The sequence below is a fragment of the Neobacillus sp. S1227 genome (assembly GCF_055385255.1).
In genome coordinates this window covers 3,561,661-3,581,310 of record NZ_AP038276.1, presented here as the reverse complement: position 1 = coordinate 3,581,310, position 19,650 = coordinate 3,561,661, and the positions used below count along the sequence as shown (strand labels likewise).

Here is a 19,650-nt window from a genome sequence, read left to right as displayed (position 1 = left end):
TTCACTCAAGACTAGGAATGTTTTTTCCTAGTCTCCTCTTTTATTTATTAATCTGACCAATTTTTATATTAATACTTAATAAATGATTTTAATAGATAGAAAGGATGATTGAAGCATGTCATTAAAAAGATTAGAAAATAAGATTGCTATGATTACTGGAGCCGGTAATGGAATTGGGAGAGGAACAGCCATTTTATTCGCTCAACACGGGGCTAAGGTTGTGATAACGGATATTGATGAGGCGGGGCTTCACGAAACATTGCAGCTCATCCATGAGAATGGAGGAGAGGCAATCTCCTTAAAACTTGATGTTTCCAAAGAAGAGGAGTGGAAAGAAGTTATTTCGATAGTAGAGGAACAGCTTGGCGGATTAGATATTCTGATGAATAATGCCGGTATTGGAGGAAGGGTTGGCTTAGCGGAAATCTCTTTGGAAAGATTTGAAAAGGTCCAATCTATTAACTCTACTGGTGTTTTCTTGGGAATGAAATATGGATCGAATTTGATGAAAAAGACTGGCGGCGGTTCCATTATTAATACTTCATCCATGTATGGAATAGTCGGTAGTCCCAGTAGTATAGCCTATCATGCTTCAAAAGGTGCTGTAAGACTTATGACCAAATCCGCAGCGCTTGAGCTGGCAAAAGACTCGATCCGAGTGAATTCGATTCATCCTGGCGTAATTGAAACCAACATGTCCGGAGCGAAAAACGGTGAACATTTCTTAAAGGATAAAACACCATGGCCTCATTTGGGAAAACCAATTGATATCGCGTACGGCGCGCTTTATTTAGGTTCTGATGAGTCCCGTTTTGTAACAGGTACGGAGTTAGTGATTGACGGTGGCTTTACCGCTCAATAATACTAACTTGCAGGTTGTTCCCCTTTTAGATGCAAAATGGTCAGGAGTGATTCGTTTTGAGGAATCGAAAAATATTATTGGCAAGCAGGCCAAAGGGAATGCCGAATCAAAACCATTTCGAGATGATTGAAGAAGCGGTTCCGGAGATTAGGGATGGGCAGGTACTAATAAAGACCCATTATCTTTCTGTCGACCCCTATATGCGCAGAAGGATGTCAGCTGCCAAATTATATGCAGATCCATATGAAGTGGGACAGCCATTTATTGGCGGCATGGTTGGCAAGGTGGTGTCATCGAAGAACTCAGTTTATCATGTTGGCGATTTTGTGGAAGGCCGCTTGGAATGGGCGGAATATAATGTGTCTAGGGGCGATGATATCCGCAAACTCGATCCGGAGTGGGGACCCGTTACAACAGCCTTGCATGTACTTGGAATGCCGGGATTAACCGCATATTTTGGACTGATGTATATTGGATCCCCAATCGCGGGGGAAACCGTTGTCGTTTCAGGAGCTGCCGGGGCAGTCGGCACGGTTGTAGGGCAAATTGCTAAGTTGAAAGGCTGTCGGGTGGTTGGGATTGCCGGTACAGATGAAAAATGTACCTTTTTAACGGAAGAATTAGGTTTTGATGCCGCGATAAACTACAAAACGGTGGATAGCCTTCCACATGCACTTAAAGAGGCTTGTCCTGATGGTGTAGATATTTATTTCGATAATGTTGGAGGAGCCATCAGCGACGCTGTTGTAACGTTAATTAATTTCCAGTCTCGAATTATTATTTGTGGACAAATTTCACAGTACAATTTGGAAGAGTCAGAACTGGGACCAAGGATAGCAGGAAAACTTCTTAATACAAGTTCATTAATGAAAGGCTTCATTGTCTCCGATTATGCTGAACATAATATGGAGGGCCTCCTTCAGCTATCGCAGTGGGTAAGGGAAGGAAAAATAAAATATCGTGAAACCATAGTTAAGGGGTTCGAAAACACAGTGAACGCATTCCTTGGCCTATTCCACGGTGACAACATTGGCAAGCAACTTGTGAAACTACTATGATGATATCTCCATTAATTTGAAAATAAATCAGTCATTGGTAAGAGTTAATATGAAAAGGGGATAGTACCCATGACCACAAAAAGATTAGAAAATAAAGTCGCTATTATTACTGGAGCTGCGAATGGCATTGGCAGAGAGGAAGCCATATTATTTGCTGAAAACGGTGCAAAGGTAGTTGTAACCGATATTAATGAAGAAGCACTTCAAGAGACTGTCCAAGCCATCAGAACGCAGGGCGGAGAAGCAATTGGCATCAGGCATGATGTCTCTGTTGAAGAGGATTGGCAGGAAATTATCTTAAAAACAGAAGCAGAATTTGGCCAATTGGACGTTCTTGTAAACAATGCGGCGATTTTAAGCAGAAATGGATTAGCAGAAACAACAGTGGATGAATTTTTAAAGATTCAATCCATTAACTCGGCAGGCACTTTTTTAGGAATGAAATATGGAGCCGAGTTAATAAGGAAAACGGCAGGAAAGGGCTCGATTATCAATACTTCTTCTGGTTCAGGCTTGGTTGGTACTCCAGGGAGCACTGCCTACCATGCCTCAAAGGGTGCCGTTAGGTTAATGACCAAATCTGCTGCATTGGAACTGGCTAAGGACTTTATTCGGGTGAATTCCATTCATCCAGGAGTCATTGAAACAGCGATGTCGGGCGGCAAAAACGGCAAACACTTTTTAAGTGAAAAAATCCCTATGAAATGCTTAGGGAAACCGATTGATATTGCCTATGGCGCCCTTTATTTAGCTTCGGATGAGTCTCGATTTGTCACTGGTTCTGAATTAATCATCGATGGCGGTTATACAGCTCAATAAAAATAATTGAAAAGACACTTGGGATGCAATAATTCCAAGTGTATTTTTTTGTTCAGACAGGAACGTATTATTCTTGAAACCACGATGTTTCAAATATGAAACGTGAAAAAATGGATCTTAAAAGAATCTCCCCATTTTGAGGAGAAAACCCAGTAATGGATGGTTTTTATGAAAAAAATTAGGTTGGCACGATTATTGCAAGTATATAAATACAAAGGTATTTATTACAAATTGAAAGGAGTAATCGAATGGCTTCACAGAAAAGTTTAGAGGCTCTATTTCAACCTAAGAGTATCGCGATTATCGGGGCGAGCCCCGACAGCAATAAATTGGGCGGGAGACCTTTAAATTATTTACAAAGAAATGGCTATGAAGGCCGAATTTTTCCAATAAATCCAAATTACAACGAAATAGCTGGTTTGAAGTGTTATTCCAGTCTTCTAGATATAGGAGAAGAAATCGATTTAGCAATCGTTTCACTGCCCAGCAAATTAGTGGTCAACGTATTAAAACAATGTGCTGAAAAAGGGGTCAAGGCAGCAGTAATATTTAGTTCCGGCTTTTCCGAAATCGGTGAAGAGGGAAGAAAACTGCAAGAAGAAATGACGGCGATTTCCAAGAAAAGCGGGATCAGGATACTAGGACCCAATACACTGGGAATGTTTAACCTTAAGCATGGGGTATTTGCAACCTTTTCGACCATCTTGGAAAAGCAAACGCCCCTTAAAGGAAATATTGGTTTCGTCAGCCAAAGCGGGGCATTTGGTTCCCACGTTTTTACGCTGGCACGGCAAAATTTTATCGGTTTTAGCCATTTTGTTGCAACTGGAAATGAAAGTGATATCGATGTGGCGGATTGTATCGAATACCTTGCTGAAGACCCGGATACGGATGTAATCGCTTGCTACATGGAAGGCATTAAAGATGGCAATAAGCTAATAAATGCATTCAAGCTTGCTGCTAAAAAGAAAAAGCCAGTCATTGCTTTCAAAGTTGGTAAAACATATGCAGGGCAAAGAGCAGCCCTTTCGCATACAGGATCCCTGGCAGGATCGGATCAAGTGTTTAATGCCATTGCCAAACAATATGGAGTCTACCGTGCCGAAACGATTGAAGAATTTATCGATGCAGCCTACGCCTGCTCCATGCTTCCGCTCCCAAGAGGAGATAAAACGGCTGTTTTTACAGTCTCGGGCGGAGTCGGCATTCTGCTGGCAGACCAATTGACAGAGGCATCGTTAATCGTACCGGAGCCTTCCATTGAAGTGCAACAGCAGCTTAGTGATCTTCTTCCAATCGCTGGGGTAAAAAATCCAATTGATACAACCGCACAATTAAATACGAGACAAAATTTATTAGAAGATTTTATGGAAATTGTTTTTTCCAGCGGGGAGTACGACTCCGCTATTGTTTTCCTGGCTTTTGGCGGACTGTATCCGGAACATTCGCAAAACCACATTCGTTCCATTTCTAACATTGCCAAAAAGTATAAAGAAACTCCGATAATCACCGTTTCGCTTAACTCGGAGGAATCGAAAAAATCATTTATGGAAAACCGGTTAGCTGTTATCGAGGATCCTTCCCGGGCAGTAAATGCCATGAAGGCTCTTAAATATTACAGCCAATTCTATAAGGAAGAATCCGAGATTGCTAGAATGGACGGAATAAACAGCCTATCATTTGACAATCTTCCATCCGTGCTGACAGAACATAAAAGTAAAGAAATACTAAAACAAATCGGAATTCCAATCACGAAAGAACAACTTGCTGCAACACTCGCTGAAGCAAAAATATTGGCTAGAGAAATAGGGTATCCTGTCGCCCTTAAAGGGATGTCTCCGCAAATCTTGCATAAGAGTGACAAAGGACTCGTCCAATTAAACATAACGAACGAAGAAGAACTTGAGGAGAAATTTACCTTTATTAGGCAGCAAATAAGCCAGGTTGAAAATGCAGATTACGAAGGTATTTTAGTCCAGGAAATGCTGTCAAAGGATTCTGTGGAGATGTTCATTGGAGCGAATCAGGACCCTGTTTTCGGGCAGATGATTCTCGTCGGTTTAGGCGGAATTCATATAGAGGTGTACAAAGATGCAGTCATGCGAAAGGCCCCTATTTCTGAGGAAACTGCGGAAGAAATGCTGGAGGAACTTCGCAGCAATGCCTTATTAAAAGGTTTTCGCGGGTCAGCACCTCGGGATCTGAAAGCCTTAAGCAGGGTAGTGGCAAACTTTAGCCAGTTCATCTCCACCCATGATGAGATTGAGGAAATCGATCTAAACCCAATCATGGTACATGCTGAAGGGGAGGGCGTAACTGTTGCGGATGCCCTGATCACGTTAAAGAAGAAAGCACTTTCAAATATTCAATAATAATAGATTAAAAATTTAGGAGTGAAAGAACATGGATTTTACAATTCCAGAGGAAACACAAGAAATTATTAAAGGGTTAAAACAATTTATTGAAAAGGTAGTATTACCGCTTGAAAAGGAAAATCATGAGCTGTTATACAATGAACGAAACTACTATACGGAGGATGGACGCCATCACCCTAAAGTGGAGGAATTGCGGAAGATTGTTCGGATGGAGTCGGCAAAGGCTGGCTACTATACAATGTTTGGTGCAGAAGAGCTTGGCGGAGAACAACTTGGGCCCATGACAGCATTGCTCGTCCAAGAGGCTATTAATATATCGTATCCATTCAATAAGCTGGTTGATCCAATCGTCATCCCGTCACCTTTTACCAATGGATTATCACCAATTTTAACCGGTTTAAAAGAGGAATTGAAAGAGAGATATTTAGACGGAATCCGTTCTGGGGAAAAAACACTTTGCTTTGGTTTAACCGAGCCGGATGCAGGGTCAGATGTTTGGAGCATTAAAACAACCGCAGTAAAAGAAGGAAATGAATGGGTCATCAACGGCAGCAAACAATGGATTACAAATGCTGCCCACGCTGATTATTGCATGCTGTTCGCCGTGACAAATCCGGACTTGAAAGCGCAAAGAAAAGGCGGCATTACCTGTTTCTTCGTTGAAACAGGATCAGAAGGGTTCTCAGTAGATTCAGTCATTCCGGTCATGGGCGAGCTGGGAGGTGAGGCATGTATTATTAGCATCGATAATCTCCGAGTGCCGGATGAAAACGTCATTGGGGAAGTGGATTATGGCTTCTCCATCGCCATAAATGGAATTAACACTGGAAGACTTGGTATGAGTGGAAAATGTATCGGTTCAGCACAATGGGCTTTAAAGAAGGCAGTCGAGTATGCAGAAATTCGCAAAACCTTCGGAAAGCCAATTAAAGAACATCAAATGATTCAAGCGATGCTTGCAGAATCTGCAATGGATATTTATGCAGCCAGAAATATGGCCCTTAACTGTGCCTGGAAGATTGAAAATAGTAAAAAACAACCTCGTAAGGAAATTTCAATGGTAAAGGCTTTTTGCACGGAAATGATGGGAAGAGTTTATGATCGGGCTATGCAGATCCATGGCGGGGTTGGGATTTCCAATGAGCTTGGATTAGAGCAGGGATACCGCCTGGCAAGGATTGTAAGGATTCCGGATGGAACCTCAGAAATCCACCGCCGTACCATTGCAAAAAGTCTGCTAAGCGGAGATTTAACATTCTAATCGTTTTTTGAACTGATTGGGACGTTCACCGATAACAAAATCATTTTTAGGGAGCTTGCTATGAAAAATGAATTGGTTCTTCGTGAAGAAGAATGGATGAAAAATAATCGGTTTCGGGATTTAATCGGCCTTCAAATTGAGGATATTGGTGATGGAACCGCAACTTTATCCTTGGCAGTACAGGACCAATTGCTGCAGGGGGCAGGAATGGTTCACGGCGGTGTGATTACTACATTAATAGATTCGGTGATTGGTTCGGCAGTAAGGAGCGTCATGGCTGATCATATGATTAGTTTAACCGCTGAGCTGAACATCAACTTTTTTCGGCCGGCTGTACAAGGAAGAATATATGCAGAAGGCAGAGTCATTAACAGTGGGAAATTGCTGGCAGTAGGGGTCGGAGATGTCAAAGACGAAAATGGGAAATTGCTGGCTACTGGCAGGGCGACGTATGTTTTAAAAGAAATCACAAAGAAATGAATGGTCAACTATTAAAACGAAAGATTGGTGAATTTATATGGAAGAACAATTAGTCCTCATTGAGAAAAAAGGAAAAATTGCCTATGTAATCTTAAATCGGCCGGAAAAATTAAATGCACTAAGCAGGGAGCTGTTCCAAGCCTTCGACAAGGCCCTTGACGAGCTTGAAAAAGACCAGGATATTAGTGTATTAATCATTAAAGGAAATGGCAGGGCTTTCAGCGTAGGCTACGATGTCGGCAAATACAAGGAGCCAAGCGTAACGGAGGACAGAGATTACTTGGAAGAATGCACAAGGCGCTGGATTAGACTTTGGGAATATCCGAAGCCGGTCATTGCACAGGTTCAAGGATTTGCTTTAGCGGGCGGAACCCAGATGCTGGCTTGCTGCGATATTGTCATTACGGATAAGAAGGCCCAATTTGGTTTCCCATCCTTGCCTCTCGGCGGAGGATTTGTCGGCATCTATTGGGGCTGGCATGTCGGTCCGCAGCGCGCCAAAATGTTAGACCTGACCGCAGGAAGCCGGATAAGTGGAGAGAAAGCTGTCCAATACGGGTTTGCAGCAGAGTGCTTTGATGCGGATTGTCTTGAGGAAGAAACATTAAAAATAGCAAGAGGCATTGCTAAAACTCCAGCGGATGTATTGAAGCTGAAAAAGATGGCCCATAATCGGATTATGGATTTACAAGGGTTCCGTACTGGTTTAATGTATGGCCCAGAACAAGATGCAATTATCCATACTGCAGAAGGAATCAAGCTAATGTACCGTAAAATCAATGAACTAGGTTTAAAAGGCACAATTGACTGGTTTAACAGCCAGGAAGTCTAACAAAAAGTATATTTAAATAATAGTAGTCTATTAAACAGAGGGGGATTTGTGCTTCATGCATTTTTCTCCCCAAAAATAAAACAGGGAGGGATGTTTATGATGGAGACGCGGCTGACAATTGACAAACTACTGTACAGGGCAGAAAAGTACTTTCCAAAGAAAGAAGTCATTTCTAGAACTGAAAAAGGCATTATCCGCTTAACCTATGAGGAATTTGCGAAAAGAACCCGTTCTTTGGCGAGTGTGTTGCAAATGCTTGGAGTTAATAAAGGTGATCGGGTTGGGACATTTGCCTGGAATGATCACCGGCACTTGGAGGCGTATTTTGCGATTCCCAGCATGGGGGCGGTGCTGCACACAATCAATATCAGGTTATCTTCCGATGATCTGGCATATATCATCAACAATGCCGAAGATAAGATCCTGCTTGTCGATAAAGGGCTTTTTCCATTAATTGAGAGCATAATCGATAAAATTCCTACAGTAAAGGCGATTATCATCATGTCAGAAGACGGTGAGCTTTCGCAAGCTTCCGAAAAACCTCTTTATAATTATGAATCGATCCTTACAACTGGTGATAGTAGTTACTCTTTTCCAGATGATATAGACGAAAATGAAGCTGCGGGACTGTGTTATACTTCGGCAACGACCGGAAATCCAAAGGGTGTAGTATCTACTCATCGAAGTATCGTATTGCATAGCATGATGCTCGGTCTTACCGATACGATGGGCCTGTCTGAGGAAGATCGAGCGATGCATGTAGTACCAATGTTTCACGTAAACGCGTGGGGATTTCCTTTTGCATCCGTATGGTTTGGCACTACCCAAATATTGCCGGGTCCAAACTTTACTTCGCAAATACTCTTGGAATTGATAGAGTCTGAACGTGTAACATTAACGGCAGGTGTACCGACTGTCTGGATCGGGGTTCTAAATGAATTGAACAGAAAGAGTTATGATTTATCCAGCCTGCGTTATATCCTTTGCGGCGGATCGGCGGCACCGAAAGGGTTGATTTCCACATTTATGGAAAAATATAATGTCCCGGTCATGCATGCTTACGGGATGACAGAAACGGGCCCTGTTGCTACAGTCAGCAAACTAAAAAGCTATCATCAAAACCTATCAACAGACGAAAAAATCAGCCAACTTACCAAACAGGGAATACCAGTGCCTTTGATAGATATTAATGTCATAAACGAGTCTGGCGAAGTAAAAATGGACGGAGAAGAGATGGGAGAGGTCCTCTTTAGGGGGCCATGGATTACCGATCATTACTATAGAAAGCCGGAGCAGACGGCAGAGGCTGTCAAGGATGGGTGGCTTTATTCCGGGGATATTGCAACGGTTGATGAGGCAGGGTATATCAAAATAGTAGACAGAACGAAAGATTTGATCAAAAGCGGTGGCGAGTGGATTTCTTCTGTCCAGCTGGAGAATGCGCTTATGACCCATGAAGCAGTATTTGAAGCCGCAGTCATTGCAATTCCCCATCCAAAATGGCAGGAACGGCCAGTAGCCTTTGTCGTTTTACACCAACATTTTAAAGAAAAGGTGACAAGGGATGAGCTGCTAGCTTATTTAGCACCCCAGTTTGCAAAATGGTGGCTGCCTGACGACATTTTATTTATCCAGGAAGTACCGAAAACAGGTGTTGGAAAGTTCCTAAAAAGAAAACTTCGCGAAGAATATGAGAACTTTTTTGTAAAAGAGTAGACCGAATATAATTTCCAACTTTTGTGTTTCAAATGTTTTAACTTGTTTCAATATGTTTCAAAATGTTTCAATTTTGAAACGCTTTTTTTATAATGCGGCACATCACAATTGTTTGGATGGATAAAAGGTTGGTTTTAATAGGGGACTTTTTCCTTGTAAGTAAAGAAATTGCGGTGGCCCAGTAGGGGTTTTAAAGACTTAAAGTCATTAATAATAGAGTTGGCACAATATTTGCATTATTAAAAATAAAATGAATTTTCCCGCTTTATTAATGAAAACCCCTACAATTATCGTGTTTTAAAGGGATTTTGTCTGAATATGTCAAATTGATATGTTTAGGAATCTTCCTGATGTAAGGGTTTTCAGCAGAGCTATCCATTCCAATAAAAATTGAATAGTTCGAAATTGGGGGTTTAAATTCTTTATTAATATTAAATAACTAATAAATTTTGAAAGGGATGTTACTATGACAAATGTTGAAAAAGAAATGAGTTTCGGTCTATTTTTCCTGAATTCTAAATCACCTTTTAAAACGGAAGACGAAGAAATAAGAAATGGTTTGGAACAAATTAAAGTAGCGGATGAAATAGGGTTCCACAGCGCTTGGATTGCGGAACATAATGCGAGAGACTATGGGGTTGTCACTTCTTCAACCGTTTACTTAGCTGCTGCGGCGGCCCAGACGAAAAGAATCAAACTAGGATCTGCGGTTGCTAGGTTACCTTTGCACCACCCAATGCAGTTAGCAGAGGAAATGACTTTAGTTGACGTCATCAGTAACGGCCGTCTTTATGTAGGAGTTGGAAAAGGGTATGACAAATTAGAATTTGATGCATACAATGTCGATTTCGATGAGAGACATGCTAGGTTCGAAGAATCTCTAGATATTTTAAAAGCAGCATTAACTAATCCGAGGATTTCTTATTCAGGTCAATTTTTTAACTTCAATGATATTCCAATTAACCCAAGGCCAATTCAACAGTCTGGACCGCCCCTCTTCGTAATGGTTTCTGGAAATGACGCGTCCATTATCAATGCTGCAAAAGATGGCTACTCGTTTGTTTTAGGCGGAATCAAAAATGATGACACTCTTCATAAAATCAATTTGTACCGGGAAACGGCCCTTGCAGCTGGATACACGGAGGAATACGTAAACGAAGCAATGGCCCGATCAGGCAAGCTCCTATTCGTATATATTGCTGAAACTGATGAACAGGCGTATGAAGAATTTGAAGAAGGTTTAATGTGGTATATGTCTGAACGGGATAATCGTCCGGTGTTTGGAGTAGTTCAGCGGGATAAAGTGCTTGATTATAATGAATTCCTTAAATCTGAAAACGCGATTGTCGGCTCTCCTGAAAAAGTTCGAAGAGATATTGAAAAATTCCAAAAGGAAACAGGTCTGAATAACATTATTTGTTGGATGAACATCGGCGGCCAGCCTAATGATCGGGTGCTTAAATCAATGAATTTGTTCGCCAAAGAAGTAATGCCATATTTCTGCAATGTAGATGCTTACCAAAAAATTTAAAGTCGTTTCTGGAAAAATCGCAAGATAGAAGGATGCAGCTTAAAAGGGGCTGCCGGAAAATTCTTAGTGGAATGATTGGAACCGGCAGGCCCTTTTATTGAATCATAAAATCTTTCCCTTATGTAAAAAGAATGAATAGAAAGGGGATTTGGTACTTTGTTTAATAAAATCATTAAATATATAACAGACATTAATAAATGGATTGCTTATGTCGGCCTCTTGCTGATGGTGGCCCTTGTATTTTGCTTTTCTGTATCAAGGACAATCGGCGTTCCAATAATTGGGGATATCGAAATTGTTCAATTTCTAATGGCTGTCATCATTTTTGCATCCCTGGCTTTTACAGAATCGGAAAATTCCCACATTTCGATAGGGATATTTACGGAGAAATTGCCTTCCTCCCTGCAAAATTTTTTAGGGATTATTGGAAAATTGATTACATTAGTTTTCTGCTTGCTCGTTATCTGGGTTTTCATACAGAAAATGGAATACTCAACTACATCTTTGCTCTTAAAAATTCCTTTATATCCTTTTAAATATTTATTGATTATTGGATTTGCAGCATGGTGTTTGGAAATCATCAAGAAATTTGCAGGTAAAAAATTCATCGATTAGGAAAATTTTCGACCAAGGGTTAGATAAAGGAGTGATATATGTTGTCCATTACTGCTGTAAGTATTATCGTCATAATCGCGGTTTTTGTCCTGATGTTTCTCCGGGTTCCCATTGCTGTCTCGATGGCGGTTCCAGCCTGTTTAGGGATTGTGTATTTAAAAGGATGGGAAACCTTGTTTTCCGTTGTTAATACCAATGTTTGGGAACAAAGCTTTTCTTATACATTAAGTACAATTCCCTTATTCGTCCTGATGGGACAGTTACTATATTATTCGGACCTGACGACCGAATTGTTCACGGCCTTTCGGAACTGGCTTAACCAGTTAAAAGGCGGTTTGGGCATTGCCACAGTCGGTGCTTCTGCTATGTTTGCAGCCGCTTCTGGTTCCAGCTTGGCCACAACAGGAACGATGGGAGTCATGGCTGCCAAAGAAATGTTAAATGCCGGATATAGCAAAAGCTTAACAGGAGGTTCTATAGCAGCCGGAGGCACACTCGGAATTTTGATTCCACCAAGTACAATGTTTATCGTCTATGGAATGATGACCGAGCAATCAATTGGGAAACTGCTAATTGCAGGAATCCTTCCAGGGATTCTCCTGACTCTATTATTTATGCTTGCGATTTCAATCGCTATATTCATAAATCCAAACCATCATGTAAAGACGAAAGATGAGGAAAAGATAAGCTGGAAAGAGAAATTTAGCTCTCTAAAACCTACTATTTGGATCGTCGTTTTGTTTATCATTGTTATTGGCGGTATGTACGTCGGATTTTTCAGTGCGACGGAATCTGCCGGAGTCGGTGCTCTTGGTGCATTTGCAATTGGCTTTGCCCGCAAGAAATTGACGAAGGAGAAAATCACGGCTACTGTCTATGAAACAATTAAAACAACAGGATTTATTTTTGCCATCGTAATGGGGGCATTTATCTTAAACTATTTTTTGATGATAACTAGAGTTCCGCAAATGATTTCAGACTTTCTTTTCTCGAGAGATTTATCCGCAACGGTGATCTTTATCTTGATTATTCTCATGTACATGGTGCTAGGCTGTGTTATGGACTCCCTCTCAATGGTAGTTGTTACGATTCCAATTATACTCCCATTAGTTGAAGCACTTGGGTTTGATTTGATTTGGTTTGGTGTCATTATTGTTTTAGTAGTAGAAATGGCCCTAATCACTCCTCCGGTGGGAATGAACTGTTATGTGTTGAATGGAGTCGTAAAAGAACTGGATTTAGTCAGTATATTTAAAGGTGCTATCATCTTTGTCATTCCAATTCTAGTGTTAATAGCATTACTGTATATTTTCCCTGAAATTGCATTGTTCTTGCCAACCTCTGTTAAATAGTTCTTTTGTATTCAGAATATTTTGATTACGTGTTGTATAATAAATGTTGTAGTCAAAAATCAAATGAAGTTTAGCAAAGTTAAAGGGAAACTTGGGAGGATCGAAAATGGCAAGACTTATTATATCAGGCTCAGCTCCATTGGATAACCTAATCAAAAGGGCAATAGAAAAGAAAAATAAGTCGATAAAAGGGCTCGTCATAGAATCAATGGAAGGCCAGCGTATTCTTGATAACAAGAATATCATCACGAATGAAGATGTTGTTATTTGCGGTTCAGCAATTTACAAAGTTTTTAAAGACCAAAATGATCGAGGGCAATTCGTTCCGATCAGGCTTCAAGTCAACGATTTCCTAGATGCACTTCAAAAAGGATGTCAATACAGCGATGAAGTCAATCTAGTCAATTTTAATGATTATATAATTGATAAAAAAATAGACCAATTTGAATCGCTATTTCAAGTCAAGATTCATCAATATACGTACGAAACATGGGAAGAAGCCGAGGCAATCATCGCACAGCTTAAGGAAAATCGCCAGTCTGTTGTCATTGGTGCAGGGTTGATTACAGGACTTGCGAAAGAGAATGGAATGCATGGAATTGTCTGGTACGGAGAAGAAAGTATTAACTTGGCGGTGGATATTGCTTTAGGTATTCTAAATGCCCGTTTCGAAGAAAAAAGAAATTCTCAAAGAGAAAATTACATTATGGAGAACTTTAATGAAGGAGTAATTATATCCAGCGAAACGGGACATATCGTCAATGTCAACCGCAAAGCCACTAGTCTCCTTGGAATCGAGGAAAAAGACCTGCGTGGATTACATGTCAAAGAAATTCTTGTTAACACAAATGGTATTGGTAATATTGAATGGAAAAAAGGGATAAAGGAACAAATTGTCTCCTATAAAGACAAGAATTTCTTGCTGAGTACATTTCCGATTGTTGTAGACCAACACTTTGATGGGATGGTTGGTATTTTTTCTGATATTAATGCCGTTCAAGAAAGCGGTAACAGGATTAGAAGGAAAATGTATAGCAAACCCAATACGGCTGAATACCAATTTGAAGACATTGTTGGTGCAAGCCAAGGAATTGTAACGACAATCAAAAAGGCAATTAAATTTTCTAGGACTGATTCCAATGTGTTAATTCTTGGGGAAAGCGGTACAGGGAAGGAATTATTTGCTCAAAGCATCCACAATAAAAGCTATCGGAAGGACCAGCCCTTTATTGCCATCAACTGTGCAGCTGTACCTGATAACCTGCTAGAATCTGAATTCTTTGGATATATAGAAGGGGCGTTTACGGGAGCAAAAAAAGGAGGAAAACCAGGACTCTTTGAAAAAGCACATAATGGGACTGTGTTCTTAGATGAAATTGGAGAAATTCCATTAAGCTTGCAGGCAAAACTTCTTAGGGTTCTCCAAGAGAAAGTGGTCATGCGTGTTGGCAGCACGACCCCCATTCCTGTTAATGTAAGGGTTATTTCGGCGACAAACGTAAATTTGATCGACAAGGTTAAAAATAATGAATTTCGAACGGATTTATATTATCGAATTGCAGTCTTAAATTTGTTTCTTCCGCCATTAAGGAACAGACTATCAGACCTTGAGCCTTTGGTGAAGTTTTTTACAACGAAACACTATCCGCAGTTTGCTCAATTAATCAATGAAAATAGTAAAGAGATCGCTTATCTTATGTCTCAGCATAAGTGGCAGGGGAATATAAGAGAATTGGAAAATACATTGGAGAGAATGTTTGCTTACTTAGAACATCCTTTTATGGTTACCAGAAAAGAATTGGTAAGGAACCTCCGTGAAGCAATCGATGAAAATAGTATCGTTCTGCAGGAAGAAATAGGGGAACAAGATACCTTTCAAGATGTAATCAAACAGGTAGAAAAGAAGCAGATTTTTGAAGCCATTAAGGCAGCAAATGGAAGCAAAATAGAAGCTGCTAAATTACTAGGCATCAGCCGCAGTACTTTATGGAGGAAACTGAATCAGCCGGATTAATTTGTGATGAAATTTCAAAAAATTGTGTCTGTTTACGATAATCTAGTGAAATGAGGTTTAAAGTGTGAACGAAACGAAGGACTTTGTAACCGGATTAACCTTTAGTGAGGGCCCTAGATTCTATAATGGTTACTTCTGGTTTTCTGACTTTTTTAGCAAACAGGTGTTGAAGGCTGATATTGACTCCGGAGAAGTCGAAACAGTTTGCCAATTAGATGATCAACCATCGGGCTTGGGATGGCTCCCTGATGGAAGGATGCTTGTCGTATCTATGCTGAATCGAAAAGTTTACCGACTGGAAAATAATGGGGAGCTAACAGAATACGCAGATTTGAATCCTATTGCGACTTTCCATTGCAATGACATGCTTGTTGACAAAGCAGGAAGGGCCTATGTTGGAAATTTCGGCGGAAATCTTTCCTCATTAGCGAAAAAGTATGGCAGGGAAGCGTTAAAAAATATGGAACTGCCGACTGCGGTCATTGCTTGTATCGAGCCGGATGGAAATGTTAAGGTTGTCGCTGATAACATGGTCTTTCCAAATGGGACTGTTTTGACCAATAATGGAAAAACGATGGTGATCGCAGAGACGTATGGTAATCGTTTGACCGCATTTGATGTTGAAGAAGACGGAACCCTCGTTAACCGGCGGGTATGGGCTCAATTTGAAAATATTTATCCAGATGGCATTTGCATTGACTCAGAAGGAGCGATTTGGGTATCTAATCCAATCGAATCTATGGCCTATCGGGTGATAGAAGGGGGAGAGATAACAGATAAAGTTCAAACAAGCCAAAATTGTTATGCCGTCGCATTAGGCGGGAAAGAAGGAAGGACCCTTTATTGCTGCACAGCACAAACTTCCGACCCTGTTGATTCGGTGCAGTTGAAATCCGGAAAAATAGAAATAGTTGAAGTGGAAGTTCCGGCTAAACTTGATTGAAGTATACAAATGCTCTGATCGAATTAGGTGTCTGCCAGATCCGTTTTCAGGATGAATATTTTAATAGGAAGGGAGGTCCTGGTTGTGGTAACACCTAACGTAAATGTTCCAGACTATACCTTTCAAAAAAGTATTGAAATGAACTTCGGGATCAATCGCGGAATTTATAACAGAATTGATGAATGGTTTTTCGAACAGGGGATACAAGATGTGATCAAAAGAAGGCAGGTTATCGTTGAATTTTCCTGTTTTGTTGTAGAGCCCAAGATGAAGATTGGAACACCGGTAAAGACGAGATTCGGAAACGGCGGCCTAGTGAAGAGTCTGAATGAATTCTGGAATGTCAGGCCATCGGTAAAACAGGAACCATTAGAAAAGGTTTATCTATAATTCGAAAAATTTGGTTATTTGAGAGGAGAAAAATACAGATGACAAAAACAATGGAGAAAGCAAATATCTTCAAAAAAATTATGGGGCAATATCCAACTGGAGTGACGATCGTAACTACAATGGATGAAAATGAAAACCCAGTTGGATTGACTGTCAATTCGTTTGCTTCTGTTTCAATTGACCCGTTATTGGTGCTTTGGTGCATCGATAAAAGATCATCGGCTCTAGATGCATTCCTACAAGGGGGAAAATATGCAGTACATACCCTTACTGCAGATCAGGCAGAGGCATGCTGGGCGTTTGCTGGAAAGGAAAATGACCGTTTTTCAAAAGTACAATGGGAAACTTCTTCAAATGGACTACCGATTATACAAGATTCACTTGGAATTTTCGAGTGCAAAACCGTTAATAAAATCGATGCTGGTGACCACTTTATTCTTTTAGGAGAAGTAATCGATCTTTCCTTTGCCGAAAAGGCTCCTCTTTTGTATTATAACCGGAACGTTGGCCCGATTCCTGAAGGATGGCCGAACCAATAAAATCTCTTTCTAATTCGATTTGTACTTTCTAAGGAGGGAAGCTGAAATGAAAATTTTAGGGGTATCAGGAACAATTGTCGGGAGTAAAACAGCGATTGTGATCGGCAAAATCTTAGATACAATAAAAATCGATAATCCTGAGTTGGAAATAGAATTTTTGGATCTTAGGGATTATCAACTTGAGTTTTGTGACGGCCGTCCAATCTCAAATTACACTGGTGATACAAAAAAGGTAATCGACCAAATGATGGGGGCGGACGGATTTATATTCGGAACCCCGATTTTCCAAGGTTCGTTTAGCGGTGCGTTCAAGAATTTAATAGATTTGATTCCGCCGTCTGCATTCAAACATAAAGTGATGGGATTTGTGACGACTGGAGGAAACCAACAGCATTTTCTAGTCGCCGAAAATCAGTTAAAACCGCTTGCTGGGTATTTAAACGGATATGTCATCCCAACCACCATTTTTGCCCATAACAGCCAGTTTAATGATAAAAATGAAGTAGAAGATGTGGGACTATTGGATAGCATTCGTGAATTTAGCCAGCAATTTTGTTTTATGAGTGAAGGTTTAATAGGAGTCAAGCAAAACCAATGAAAAAACAACTTCATTTTTATAACCATTAAAAGTGCGGGCAGTCAATTAAACAAAATTGGCTGCCCATGTCCATGTTATAAAACCTTAAAAAAATGATTTCACCATCTCAGTGGTTTCATTGCATTTGGTGCACCGATATTCCAATTCAAGTGCATCTTCGTAAATATGATGAACAGTTTCTTCCCTGCATTTCTCACAAAACCTCATTTTTTCTATCTCCACAGCCACAGTAATTCCTCCGTTTCGGTATTAATAATTCCTAGCCTTCCCTTTTTCTACAATAAAAAGCATTGTTTTTTTTTATCAAGATTCGGAAAATTTAAAAAAAGTACATATTTAAGTTTTCATGCTCAACTGTAGACGCACAGGAAGGGATTGAAATTAAGATTAAGGCTCTTTTCGTAAAGTTTGTTGTTTTTGGGAATAACACTGTCCGTTCTTTTCCGCTACAGGCGCTCAGCAAACCCGCGGGGAGGAAGTCGAGCCTCCTCGACGTTCCGTCTGCGGGGTCTCGACCTTTCCTCTATTTCCCGCAGGAGTCAAGCGCCTTTCGCTCCAATCCACTCGGTGTTTTCAATATAGTTAAAAGCAACAATCTCTGAGAAAAGAGCCAAGATTAAAAACGGCTGGTTTGAGGAACCCCGATAAATGGAGGACCGTCCCCGGATTATCGATAATGGGAATTGAATAAAGGGATGGGCTGAAAGCGCAAAATAAAGCTAGTGTCGGTTCGCTGATACTAATTTCGATGTGGGAGGAATTAGTTTGAATATACTTGGTTTCGTTAGCTTGGTTATGACATTCATCTTCAAGTTTAGATTCTTTATAAGGATGGTAAAGAACATGAGGTTGGGCGATTTATTAAGAATGCCCATCCTAACATAACTTAGTATGTAAAAACTAACGATTTTCCACATTGTCTAAAAGGTAAGCACATTTCTGTGTTTGCCTTTTTTTGTCTAAGCTTCTAAATAGTGTTCAGGGCAGCCAATGCCCTTACTGAAAATTGAAAAAATAGAAGTGCCAAAGGACCATTGTAGAGAATGTATCGCGAATGGCACTTCAAGCGTAATAATGCTTCAGAACCGTCCCCATGTATCATAGCCTAACCGGACGATCCTATGGGTGCTTTTATGTAGAAATAGTAAATAATCAATGTAATCAAGTATAGGGTTAAAACGTTTCGGTTGGGATAATATTCTGTTATATTCATTCAAAAGGTCATCCAGCTCTTGACTGCAATAAATAGTTTCTTCACTATCAAGTCCTTTTGACATCCCTAAGTGAATCATCTCGGCTCTTTTACTACGTATAGCTTCTGCTAATTTTGCTTGTCTCATCGCAAAAACACACCCCGAAAATGTTTGTTTAAATGTTCGTTTAATAATTAAATCAACAACAAAAGTATTATAACATTTTCAGACTTCGATAGAACGTTTTCGATAAAACATGGTATAAAAAGATAAAAAGCGACGAAATTCTTTAAATTTCGACGCTTTGATCATAGGGAGGATCCTTGTGCATTACCTTACAAGTTCTACGTTACGTGGTGTGTTCATGAGCGAATCGCCGAAGTGAAAAAGAACCGTCTCCATGCACCAGGTTACTCTCTTCTCTTTAGGCGTCCTACAAGAGGGACTACAATGATGCCTGCTATTACGACCTGCATGATGTTTCCGGGGATGGAACCGAATGGCTGGATCCAATTCCCGTAGAGGATCACTTCGGTGAAATAGTAGCCTATAACTTTTATGACTAGTGCAGCGAGAACGGCCAGAGTATAAACGAGAACTCTTTTCCCAGGTACCTTTTCGGCAATGAGACCGACTGTAAAGCCCATTGTACCAACGATGACAAAGGTAAACGGTGACCATAATGCCCATCCTGAGACTATATCAAACAAACCCATACCAAACGCCCCAGCAATGGCTCCAGTTCTTTTGCCGTAAACCAAGGCAGCGATAAAAAGAGGAACGTTACCCAAATGGATTAAACCACCGTTCCCCATGATTGGGAGCCTTAAGTTGATGAACATCGTGGCAACGAAGGTTAAGGCAATGAAAAGTGCACTGATGACAATGTCTTTTGTTTTTGTTGATTCTGTTGTTGAAAATGTCGAATTCATATCTAACCTCTTCTTTTCAAAAAAGTAATATTATATATCAAATATTAAATATATACTTAAATCTTTTAGAAGAAAAGTAAATTTTTGTACAATATTTAAATTTGAGTGGAAGATAGAGGGAGGAGGGGGCCCTTTCTTTT

General features: G+C 40.3%; 18 protein-coding genes. 16 read left to right on the top strand and 2 right to left on the bottom strand.

All coding sequences use genetic code 11. From position 1 onward, the window contains the following. Positions 1 to 115: 115 nt before the first annotated feature. The 16 genes from ACZ5AE_RS17830 to ACZ5AE_RS17755 all read left to right on the top strand — a co-directional run bounded on the left by ACZ5AE_RS17830 (position 116) and on the right by ACZ5AE_RS17755 (position 17,385). Positions 116 to 862, top strand: coding sequence for an SDR family NAD(P)-dependent oxidoreductase (locus tag ACZ5AE_RS17830; RefSeq protein ID WP_464565949.1), 747 nt, complete (start codon positions 116 to 118; stop codon positions 860 to 862). A 56-nt stretch (positions 863 to 918) separates the two neighbouring features. After that, positions 919 to 1,920 (top strand): NADP-dependent oxidoreductase, encoded by a 1,002-nt coding sequence (locus ACZ5AE_RS17825; protein WP_464565948.1) that lies wholly within the window; start codon positions 919 to 921, stop codon positions 1,918 to 1,920. Positions 1,921 to 1,989: 69 nt separating this feature from the next. Continuing rightward, the gene (locus ACZ5AE_RS17820) at positions 1,990 to 2,739 is read left to right on the top strand and encodes an SDR family NAD(P)-dependent oxidoreductase (RefSeq protein ID WP_464565947.1); all 750 of its coding nucleotides are present in this window, start codon (positions 1,990 to 1,992) and stop codon (positions 2,737 to 2,739) included. 248 nt (positions 2,740 to 2,987) lie between these two features. Then, a complete protein-coding gene (locus ACZ5AE_RS17815; protein WP_464565946.1) occupies positions 2,988 to 5,111 on the top strand; it encodes an acetate--CoA ligase family protein in 2,124 nt (707 codons plus the stop codon). 31 nt (positions 5,112 to 5,142) lie between these two features. Continuing rightward, complete coding sequence (locus ACZ5AE_RS17810) at positions 5,143 to 6,375, top strand: acyl-CoA dehydrogenase family protein (RefSeq protein WP_464565945.1); 1,233 nt, start codon at positions 5,143 to 5,145, stop codon at positions 6,373 to 6,375. 60 nt (positions 6,376 to 6,435) lie between these two features. Continuing rightward, the gene (locus ACZ5AE_RS17805; RefSeq protein ID WP_464565944.1) at positions 6,436 to 6,855 is read left to right on the top strand and encodes a PaaI family thioesterase; all 420 of its coding nucleotides are present in this window, start codon (positions 6,436 to 6,438) and stop codon (positions 6,853 to 6,855) included. Between the two features lie 37 nt (positions 6,856 to 6,892). Next, the gene (locus ACZ5AE_RS17800; RefSeq protein ID WP_464565943.1) at positions 6,893 to 7,687 is read left to right on the top strand and encodes an enoyl-CoA hydratase/isomerase family protein; all 795 of its coding nucleotides are present in this window, start codon (positions 6,893 to 6,895) and stop codon (positions 7,685 to 7,687) included. 96 nt (positions 7,688 to 7,783) lie between these two features. Next, on the top strand, positions 7,784 to 9,403 hold the full coding sequence (locus ACZ5AE_RS17795) for a long-chain fatty acid--CoA ligase (protein WP_464565942.1): 1,620 nt from the start codon (positions 7,784 to 7,786) through the stop codon (positions 9,401 to 9,403). Positions 9,404 to 9,869: 466 nt separating this feature from the next. Next, positions 9,870 to 10,934 carry an LLM class flavin-dependent oxidoreductase gene (locus ACZ5AE_RS17790; protein WP_464565941.1) on the top strand — a complete coding sequence of 355 codons (1,065 nt, stop codon included), beginning with the start codon at positions 9,870 to 9,872 and terminating at the stop codon, positions 10,932 to 10,934. A gap of 156 nt (positions 10,935 to 11,090) precedes the next feature. Then, the gene (locus tag ACZ5AE_RS17785) at positions 11,091 to 11,549 is read left to right on the top strand and encodes a TRAP transporter small permease (RefSeq protein WP_464565940.1); all 459 of its coding nucleotides are present in this window, start codon (positions 11,091 to 11,093) and stop codon (positions 11,547 to 11,549) included. 38 nt (positions 11,550 to 11,587) lie between these two features. Further along, the gene (locus tag ACZ5AE_RS17780; RefSeq protein WP_464565939.1) at positions 11,588 to 12,901 is read left to right on the top strand and encodes a TRAP transporter large permease; all 1,314 of its coding nucleotides are present in this window, start codon (positions 11,588 to 11,590) and stop codon (positions 12,899 to 12,901) included. 106 nt (positions 12,902 to 13,007) lie between these two features. Further along, positions 13,008 to 14,915, top strand: a complete 1,908-nt coding sequence (locus ACZ5AE_RS17775; RefSeq protein WP_464565938.1) for a sigma 54-interacting transcriptional regulator — start codon at positions 13,008 to 13,010, stop codon at positions 14,913 to 14,915. A gap of 64 nt (positions 14,916 to 14,979) precedes the next feature. After that, complete coding sequence (locus ACZ5AE_RS17770; RefSeq protein ID WP_464565937.1) at positions 14,980 to 15,858, top strand: SMP-30/gluconolactonase/LRE family protein; 879 nt, start codon at positions 14,980 to 14,982, stop codon at positions 15,856 to 15,858. Between the two features lie 84 nt (positions 15,859 to 15,942). Further along, on the top strand, positions 15,943 to 16,248 hold the full coding sequence (locus ACZ5AE_RS17765) for a hypothetical protein (RefSeq protein WP_464565936.1): 306 nt from the start codon (positions 15,943 to 15,945) through the stop codon (positions 16,246 to 16,248). Between the two features lie 38 nt (positions 16,249 to 16,286). After that, on the top strand, positions 16,287 to 16,787 hold the full coding sequence (locus tag ACZ5AE_RS17760) for a flavin reductase family protein (RefSeq protein ID WP_464565935.1): 501 nt from the start codon (positions 16,287 to 16,289) through the stop codon (positions 16,785 to 16,787). A gap of 46 nt (positions 16,788 to 16,833) precedes the next feature. Next, positions 16,834 to 17,385: an NADPH-dependent FMN reductase gene (locus ACZ5AE_RS17755; protein WP_464565934.1), complete on the top strand. Its 552-nt coding sequence runs from the start codon at positions 16,834 to 16,836 to the stop codon at positions 17,383 to 17,385. A gap of 1,079 nt (positions 17,386 to 18,464) precedes the next feature. Here ACZ5AE_RS17755 and ACZ5AE_RS17750 read toward each other — a convergent pair. Both ACZ5AE_RS17750 and ACZ5AE_RS17745 read right to left on the bottom strand, forming a co-directional pair. Continuing rightward, positions 18,465 to 18,725: a Spo0E family sporulation regulatory protein-aspartic acid phosphatase gene (locus ACZ5AE_RS17750; protein ID WP_464565933.1), complete on the bottom strand. Its 261-nt coding sequence runs from the start codon at positions 18,723 to 18,725 to the stop codon at positions 18,465 to 18,467. Between the two features lie 263 nt (positions 18,726 to 18,988). Continuing rightward, positions 18,989 to 19,510 carry an ECF transporter S component gene (locus ACZ5AE_RS17745; protein ID WP_464565932.1) on the bottom strand — a complete coding sequence of 174 codons (522 nt, stop codon included), beginning with the start codon at positions 19,508 to 19,510 and terminating at the stop codon, positions 18,989 to 18,991. Positions 19,511 to 19,650: the final 140 nt, after the last annotated feature.

Bases quoted from the DNA above. Each gene is read 5' to 3' on its own strand.
- ACZ5AE_RS17830 (WP_464565949.1), top strand. From the start codon at position 116: ATGTCATTAAAAAGATTAGAAAATAAGATTGCTATGATTACTGGAGCC.
- ACZ5AE_RS17820 (WP_464565947.1), top strand. From the start codon at position 1,990: ATGACCACAAAAAGATTAGAAAATAAAGTCGCTATTATTACTGGAGCT.
- ACZ5AE_RS17815 (WP_464565946.1), top strand. From the start codon at position 2,988: ATGGCTTCACAGAAAAGTTTAGAGGCTCTATTTCAACCTAAGAGTATC.
- ACZ5AE_RS17810 (WP_464565945.1), top strand. From the start codon at position 5,143: ATGGATTTTACAATTCCAGAGGAAACACAAGAAATTATTAAAGGGTTA.
- ACZ5AE_RS17805 (WP_464565944.1), top strand. From the start codon at position 6,436: ATGAAAAATGAATTGGTTCTTCGTGAAGAAGAATGGATGAAAAATAAT.
- ACZ5AE_RS17800 (WP_464565943.1), top strand. From the start codon at position 6,893: ATGGAAGAACAATTAGTCCTCATTGAGAAAAAAGGAAAAATTGCCTAT.
- ACZ5AE_RS17795 (WP_464565942.1), top strand. From the start codon at position 7,784: ATGATGGAGACGCGGCTGACAATTGACAAACTACTGTACAGGGCAGAA.
- ACZ5AE_RS17790 (WP_464565941.1), top strand. From the start codon at position 9,870: ATGACAAATGTTGAAAAAGAAATGAGTTTCGGTCTATTTTTCCTGAAT.
- ACZ5AE_RS17780 (WP_464565939.1), top strand. From the start codon at position 11,588: ATGTTGTCCATTACTGCTGTAAGTATTATCGTCATAATCGCGGTTTTT.
- ACZ5AE_RS17775 (WP_464565938.1), top strand. From the start codon at position 13,008: ATGGCAAGACTTATTATATCAGGCTCAGCTCCATTGGATAACCTAATC.
- ACZ5AE_RS17760 (WP_464565935.1), top strand. From the start codon at position 16,287: ATGACAAAAACAATGGAGAAAGCAAATATCTTCAAAAAAATTATGGGG.
- ACZ5AE_RS17755 (WP_464565934.1), top strand. From the start codon at position 16,834: ATGAAAATTTTAGGGGTATCAGGAACAATTGTCGGGAGTAAAACAGCG.
- ACZ5AE_RS17750 (WP_464565933.1), bottom strand. From the start codon at position 18,725: ATGAGACAAGCAAAATTAGCAGAAGCTATACGTAGTAAAAGAGCCGAG.
- ACZ5AE_RS17745 (WP_464565932.1), bottom strand. From the start codon at position 19,510: ATGAATTCGACATTTTCAACAACAGAATCAACAAAAACAAAAGACATT.